7 protein-coding genes are annotated in these 7,013 nt (G+C 40.9%); 4 read left to right on the top strand and 3 right to left on the bottom strand.

Annotated features, from left to right (window positions below; genetic code table 11):
* Positions 1-48 precede the first annotated feature (48 nt).
* Both J8L97_RS18160 and J8L97_RS18155 read right to left on the bottom strand, forming a co-directional pair.
* Positions 49-1,560, bottom strand: coding sequence for a hemolysin (locus J8L97_RS18160; RefSeq protein WP_211051951.1), 1,512 nt, complete (start codon positions 1,558-1,560; stop codon positions 49-51).
* 203 nt (positions 1,561-1,763) lie between these two features.
* A complete protein-coding gene (locus J8L97_RS18155) occupies positions 1,764-1,964 on the bottom strand; it encodes a hypothetical protein (RefSeq protein WP_192507395.1) in 201 nt (66 codons plus the stop codon).
* A 75-nt stretch (positions 1,965-2,039) separates the two neighbouring features.
* Between J8L97_RS18155 and J8L97_RS18150 the strand changes: the two genes are divergently transcribed.
* Entirely contained in the window at positions 2,040-2,600 is a 561-nt protein-coding gene (locus tag J8L97_RS18150; protein WP_211051949.1) for a GNAT family N-acetyltransferase, read from the top strand.
* On the opposite strand, the gene J8L97_RS18145 is transcribed toward J8L97_RS18150, so the two are convergent.
* Positions 2,580-3,104, bottom strand: coding sequence for a TetR/AcrR family transcriptional regulator (locus tag J8L97_RS18145; protein ID WP_192507397.1), 525 nt, complete (start codon positions 3,102-3,104; stop codon positions 2,580-2,582). The two genes, J8L97_RS18150 and J8L97_RS18145, sit on opposite strands and share 21 nt — an antisense overlap.
* Before the next feature lie 415 nt (positions 3,105-3,519).
* Here J8L97_RS18145 and J8L97_RS18140 point away from each other — a divergent pair, with 415 nt between their 5' ends.
* The 3 genes from J8L97_RS18140 (at position 3,520) to J8L97_RS18130 (ending at position 6,962) form a co-directional block, all read left to right on the top strand.
* Positions 3,520-5,109 carry an ABC-F family ATPase gene (locus tag J8L97_RS18140; protein ID WP_211051955.1) on the top strand — a complete coding sequence of 530 codons (1,590 nt, stop codon included), beginning with the start codon at positions 3,520-3,522 and terminating at the stop codon, positions 5,107-5,109.
* A gap of 220 nt (positions 5,110-5,329) precedes the next feature.
* The gene (purE, locus tag J8L97_RS18135) at positions 5,330-5,812 is read left to right on the top strand and encodes a 5-(carboxyamino)imidazole ribonucleotide mutase (protein WP_192507398.1); all 483 of its coding nucleotides are present in this window, start codon (positions 5,330-5,332) and stop codon (positions 5,810-5,812) included.
* Position 5,813: 1 nt separating this feature from the next.
* Positions 5,814-6,962, top strand: a complete 1,149-nt coding sequence (locus J8L97_RS18130; RefSeq protein ID WP_192507399.1) for a 5-(carboxyamino)imidazole ribonucleotide synthase — start codon at positions 5,814-5,816, stop codon at positions 6,960-6,962.
* Positions 6,963-7,013: the final 51 nt, after the last annotated feature.

Raw genomic sequence — 7,013 nt, 5'->3', positions numbered from 1 at the left:
GTGTTTTCAAAACATTTTCTATTCCAAAACCTTTACCCAAATCAGAGGTTAATTACATCCTTTTTGTACAGTTTGAGTTGATACTCTAACTACAAAGTCATTGTAATCACTATCGTTTTGATCTTCCCAATACTGGGTGTTACCACTTTGCCTCATATTAGTAGTTAATTGGCCACTGTTACCATTGATGGCCATAACGTATGAGATTGAGCTCGATTGCAATACATCATAGCTGCCATTTGCACCATACTCATCAAGCAGTTTGACATAACTGCCATTCACTTTTATACCCCAATCATTGTTGAACAAGGAGCTTTCGGAAACGAATTGATAATTAATACGCGTGTAATTTACAGGCGTGCATGGAGCGTCATCATTAACAATCGTGCCACCGGCACTGCTTTGGCCAGAAATGCCTGATTGTGCAACAGCATTAACGGTTAGCGTTTTATCAGCGCTATGCACAGTGTTATCAATTGTTTGAATAGAGACGGTGGCATTTGTTTGACCAGATAGAATTGTCACGGATGCCGTTGATAATGTGTAATCACTTGGTGATGTTGTCCCATCAGTCACCGACAATGCAACCGTAATATCTTCAGTAAATGTTGTACTTATTGTTGCATTGTATGTCAGTGTTCCACCTTCGACAACCGAGTCTGTGACGGGTTGAAGTGAAAAAGTGGGTTTAGGAGCCGTGCCGCATTGCACGTTGGTGTAGCATGCAACAGGTTGATTAGTATTTGTTGCTAGATCATTTAATCTAACGGGCACAGTGGCAAGCAAGCAAGTTGACCCTGTATTAGGCTCCAACATATATATTTGCGACTTATTAGCGTGCCCATGATCGTTAATGAGTGTCCGACTGATCACCACATCGCCTGCTTGATTAAGGGTTGCGCCTGTAACTGAAGTTAAGCCGTGATTAGAAAGCAAAGTTAGTGCATAGGTACTGCGGTTGATTTCGTAGGTTGAGCTTGACGTAACGAGCAGCAGTTGACTGCCTTTAATTACTAAGTCACCACGATACTTACCCGATAGGTTACCTAAACTCGCAAGTTCGGTTGTCTCACCAGTTTGCTTGTCTATTTGATACAGCTTACTGTAGCTGCTGGCGAGTAAAGTATCATTCTGATTATCATAAACCATGCCTATGACTGATTTTGTTGTACCAACAATAGTATGGCTTTGGCTTGTAAAGTCATAATAAGCTAACTTTGTTGATTTGTACCTTTTTCCTTTAATTGGTAGGTGTGCAAGTTCATCGGCGCTAATCGACAGGGCACTCACGTCAACCTCATACTCTGTTGGGCGCGGAGAGGCGACATAATACATTCGGTTATTGCTGTTATCATAGGCGAGTGCACTAGAGCTGAACTTAGCTATTGATTTAGCTTGTGCTGATTGGACTTCCTCATTGAGGCTGAAGAGTAGACCTAAATCTCCGCGACCGGCATTGATCCCATAGAGCTCCCCTAGGCATTCGTTTGCATAGCTCGGAGCGCAAATACCAATAGCTATGAGTGATAGTGCAGGCATGGTTAATGAAGTTTTTGTCATGGTGTAGTATCCAAGGTAGTTCATCCTGAACAACTAATACAACACAAAGTAATGTCACACCCGGTCCATATCGCAGGTGTGATTTCTTAATCCTTTGAGGCGAGTGCTTCCGTTATTGACTTTGCAATCTGAGGTTATTATCTACACTTAAAAACATTTTATCAACATTTATTTGGTACTAAAGGGTTGGTTTTTTGTGGGGTTTACGCTTTGTTGTTCATTTTTATATAGTTAGGTAATAGCTCTTCGACAATTTTTTTTGCACTAATGGTATAGCGGACTCCATTAAACATAACGGAAGTTTGTTCATCAATACCTGTTATTCCGGTTAGTGTCCAACCTTCTCCGCGTTCAGGGCAGTAGACTTTCGTTGTGGGTTGAATCACTTTAAACTCTTCAGACATTATATTTCCTAGATGGACTGATTTTGCGCAGATAGTTTATACTAATTATAGAATTTTCCAATCTATGTAGCTCCGATGGTATTACAAACCACCCGTTTATTTTTAAGGCCTATCTCGCATCGAGATATAGATGCCCTGTTGCGGTTACTTAATGAGCCATTGATCGCTCAGTATAATGATTATGGGCAAACAGTGAGCCGTGATGAAGCAAAATCATTGATCCAATGGGATCTTGAGCAAGCTTATCAGGGAACAGGTACGCGCTTTGTTATTATTAATAAAATATCAAATGAATTTATAGGCACATTAGGCGTTTATGACCATGATATTATTAAAAAGCATTGCTTTTTAGGTTTCGAGCTTGCGCCATCCGAATGGGGAAAAGGTATTATGCGTGAAGCACTCGAGTGCCTATTTAACTATTTACTTGAAAACATCGCACAAAATGGGCTTCCTTTGCTGGTAAGAGCACAAGTTGAGAGTTTAAATAAGAACTGCATAAAACTATTAACACGCTTGATGTTTACGCAATCGAACGTAAATGAATATATCCTGCTCTTAGAAGCTTCAGGAGAAGCAGATCCGAATGCTATGTATGAGCAGGTAGCAGATACATTACTTTTGGATCAAATGTAATTTATTGCTGAGAGTACGGACCATCTCTTGTGCAGTGGTATTGTCGTCACATAACCCTTGTAATAAAGTCATGAAATAGCAATCCATCATGACGTTTGCCTGTGTCGCATCGTATTGCTGTTCGGAATATAGCATTAGTTTAAATGCGTTCAATTGATCTAAAAAGTACGCTTGTTGCCATAAAATGCAAACCACGAGCTCTTTACTAAACTCTTTATTTTCTAAATAAAAGGCATACAAATATTTGGCATAATGGCGAAGCTTTAATCGGGGTGTATGGTGTGTATCTGTTTCTGCCGCCTCTTGTATTACCGAGTCTATTTTGCGATACATTGCGACTTTCAGTATGTCGGCTTTTGACGGGAAATGGCTAAACACCGTGCCAGTTGCTACACCAGCATATTGTGATATTTGCCGGGTCGTAGTGTCATGGTACCCATACTCGTTAAATAGGTCCCAGCTTGCGTTTAAAATTGCAGAGTATGTTTTTTCTCTTTTATTCATAATAGTCCCTATTCGAAGAAGCAAATATCTTAGCACTATTTTTTATACAAACACATATCATGCTTATTTTATGAGCTTGCTCAATTATATTAATGAGTGCGCTCAATTTTAAGTGACGTACTGTATCTCAGATATTTGGACATGGACTATTTTCAGCTATTGACTTTCATCCATGGTGATTACGCTCGCTATAGAAGGAGGTGCTATGCCCAACAGGTATGTTGCTACTCTTTTTTAACATCGGTATTATTTAATTGCTGTGGAACGCTGGAGAATGGTTGAACCCCAATAAAAAATATACTTAGAAAGCCTAAAGCAAGTATTTCACTATGAACTTTCGTGGTTTTACGCGCGCGTTTAGTTTAAAATCAAGCACTGATAAAATGTAAATTAAGATAATCCTGAGGAGCCTGTTATTTTAAGTGCAGCTAACGTCACCATGCAGTTTGGTGCAAAACCATTATTCGAAAATATCTCTGTAAAATTTGGAGATGGCAATCGCTATGGCCTTATCGGTGCAAACGGTTGTGGTAAATCTACATTAATGAAGATCCTTGGTGGCGAACTTGAAGCCAGCGCTGGTAACGTAAGTGTGTCACCTAACACCCGTCTAGCTAAATTAAATCAGGACCAATTTGCTTACGAAGAGTACTCCGTTGTTGACACGGTTATTATGGGTCACAAAGAACTCTGGAGCATAAAAGCAGAACGAGATCGTATTTACTCATTACCAGAGATGAGTGAAGAAGACGGGATGAAGGTCGCAGATCTTGAAACGGAATTTGCAGAAATGGATGGTTACTCCGCCGAAGCTAAAGCAGGTGAATTGCTGTTAGGTGTGGGGATTCCAACTGAGCAACACTATGGTTTAATGTCTGAAGTTGCGCCTGGTTTTAAACTGCGAGTGCTGTTAGCGCAGGTGTTGTTTGCTGATCCAGATATCATGCTGCTAGACGAACCAACCAACAACTTAGATATCTATACTATCAAGTGGTTGGAAGACGTTTTAAATCAACGTGATTGCACTATGCTTATTATTTCCCACGATCGGCATTTCTTAAATTCAGTGTGTACACATATGGCTGACATAGATTATGGTGAGTTACGTGTTTATCCGGGCAATTATGACGAATATATGTTCGCGGCAACACAAGCACGTGAAAAACTACTCAGTGAAAATGCCAAGAAAAAGGCGCAAATTGCGGAGCTACAACAGTTTGTATCACGCTTCTCTGCCAATGCATCGAAAGCTAAACAGGCGACTTCTCGAGCTAAACAAATAGATAAAATTCAGCTAGATGATGTTAAAGCATCATCTCGTCAGTCACCGTTCATCCGTTTTGAACAGTCAAAACAACTTTTCAGAAACGCACTTGAACTTAATAACGTTGGCCAAGGCTATGATGAATTATTATTTTCAGGGCTTGAAGGGTTAGTTGAAGTAGGTGAACGCATCGCGATCATTGGTGAGAATGGGGTTGGTAAATCAACACTATTGCATTCTTTTGCTGGTAGACTTGACCTAAAAGAAGGTGACTTTAAATGGTCTGAAAATGCCAATATTGGTTATTATGCGCAAGATCATGCTGATGAATTTGACAAAGATATGACTGTCTTTGAGTGGATGGAGCAATGGCAGCAAGAAGGGGACGACGAACAAGTTATTCGCAGTTATTTAGGTCGCATGCTGTTCTCTCAAAATGACATTAAGAAGTCGGTGAAAGTGCTTTCAGGTGGTGAACAAGGTCGTATGCTTTTTGGTAAGTTAATGATGTTCAAACACAACATGTTATTGATGGATGAACCAACAAACCACATGGACATGGAGTCAATTGAAGCATTAAACTTAGCGTTAGAGCAGTACGAAGGCACGTTATTTTTTGTATCTCACGATCGACAGTTCGTATCATCACTTGCGAATCGAATTTGGGAGATTAAAGACGGGAAAGTAATTGACTTTAGAGGTAGTTACGAAGAGTACCTTGCATCACAAGAACTGGCATAACTTAATCAACCGCGCTGTAGAGTGCGGTTTTTTATTACGCGCTTTATTGTCGTTTTTAATATCAAAGGCTGTATATCACAAAGCAGTAATAAAAATGGTATTAGCATCGCACTTAGGTATAATACCGCGCAAAAATTAACATAGTTTTGATTACCCCAACATACATTCAAAACTGTGATTTATATTGTATCGTTTAACTTACTATTACCGAGGATTTACTATGACGGTTGGCATTATTATGGGTTCAAAATCAGATTGGCCTACCATGCAGCATACAGCAGATATGTTAGACAAATTTGGCATTGCGTATGAAACGAAAGTTGTTTCAGCGCACCGGACTCCTCAATTATTGGCTGACTATGCATCAACTGCTGCTGAGCGTGGTATTAAAGTCATTATCGCAGGCGCAGGTGGTGCTGCACACCTTCCGGGTATGGCTGCTGCTTTTACGAGTTTACCCGTATTAGGCGTTCCCGTTAAATCTAAAACATTAAACGGAGTTGACTCGTTACTTTCTATTTGTCAAATGCCAAAAGGTGTTGCTGTTGGTACCCTTGCCATAGGTGATGCAGGTGCTGCTAATGCTGGATTGCTTGCTGCGCAAATTTTGGGTTGTCAGCAACCGGAGATTTTCGAAAAAGTTGAAGCGTTCCGCAAAGCGCAAACGGAAACAATTCTAGCTAACCCGAATCCAGCTGAATAATATGAATATATTAGTTTTAGGGTCAGGGCAGTTAGCGCGGATGATGAGTTTATCTGCGACGCATTTAGATTTACATGTGTTAGCGTATGACGTTAGCACTAAAAAGGTCGTTAATCCGGTTACCGGTCAGCTTAGTGAGCAATCGTTATCACAGGCGATTGCATCAAGTTGCGCAATCACGGCTGAGTTTGAGCATATCCCTCATGATGTTCTTGAACAATGTTCACTCAGCGGGAAGTTTTATCCAGGTGCGCAAGCCATAGCGACTGGCGGTGATCGAGCGAAAGAGAAAGCGTTACTTGATAAAGCTGCAGTGAAATGTGCGCCTTATAAATTGATCACCGAAAAACAGCACTTTTTAGATGCCGTAGAACAATTGGCTTTGCCTATGGTTGTCAAAACGTGCCAAGCCGGTTATGACGGTAAAGGGCAGTGGCGTGTTAAATCAGTCGAGGATATTGAGTCAATCTGGCTAGAAATGGCTGAGTTTTTATCGACAGGTACAACACTGAGTCCACATTCTATTATTGCTGAGAAAATGATCCCATTTGATCGTGAAGTATCGATTATTGGTGTTCGTGATCGTAACGGACAGTGTAAAATCTATCCATTGACTGAAAATCAACATACGGATGGTGTGTTGACCTTGTCGATTGCAGGTAAAGAGAAAAATGATATTCAGCAACAAGCTGAAGATGCTTTTAATGCATTGGCCAATTCGCTTAATTATGTGGGTGTTTTAGCCATTGAGTTTTTTGATGTACAAGGGGAGCTGCTGGTTAACGAAATTGCACCACGTGTTCACAATTCAGGGCATTGGACACAACAGGGCTGTCATACAAGTCAATTTGAAAACCATATGCGTGCAATCTCTGGATTGCCGTTGGGTTCGACCACATTGATTAGGCCGACAGCGATGATCAATGTGTTGGGTCAGCAAAGCATTCCGAGTACGGTGCTAACCGTCGATGGCGTGACGAGCCATTGGTACGGCAAAACTGCGAAGCCTGGTCGAAAAATGGGGCACATTAATGTGTCAGCTAACTCGCTGCATGAGTTAGGAGAAAAGCTAGGTGAACTTGCAGAATTTCTGCCAGAGGAGTACTACCCCGGTGTACTCGCGACTGGGCACCAACTTATTCTAAATTAACCAATAGCCGGATTTAATATCCGGCTTTTTTTGGATTTAAAAACGTGGCAT

This window comes from Pseudoalteromonas sp. MMG012, assembly GCF_018100875.1.
GTDB lineage: Bacteria > Pseudomonadota > Gammaproteobacteria > Enterobacterales > Alteromonadaceae > Pseudoalteromonas > Pseudoalteromonas aurantia.
This window is presented reverse-complemented; position numbering and strand designations above follow the sequence as displayed.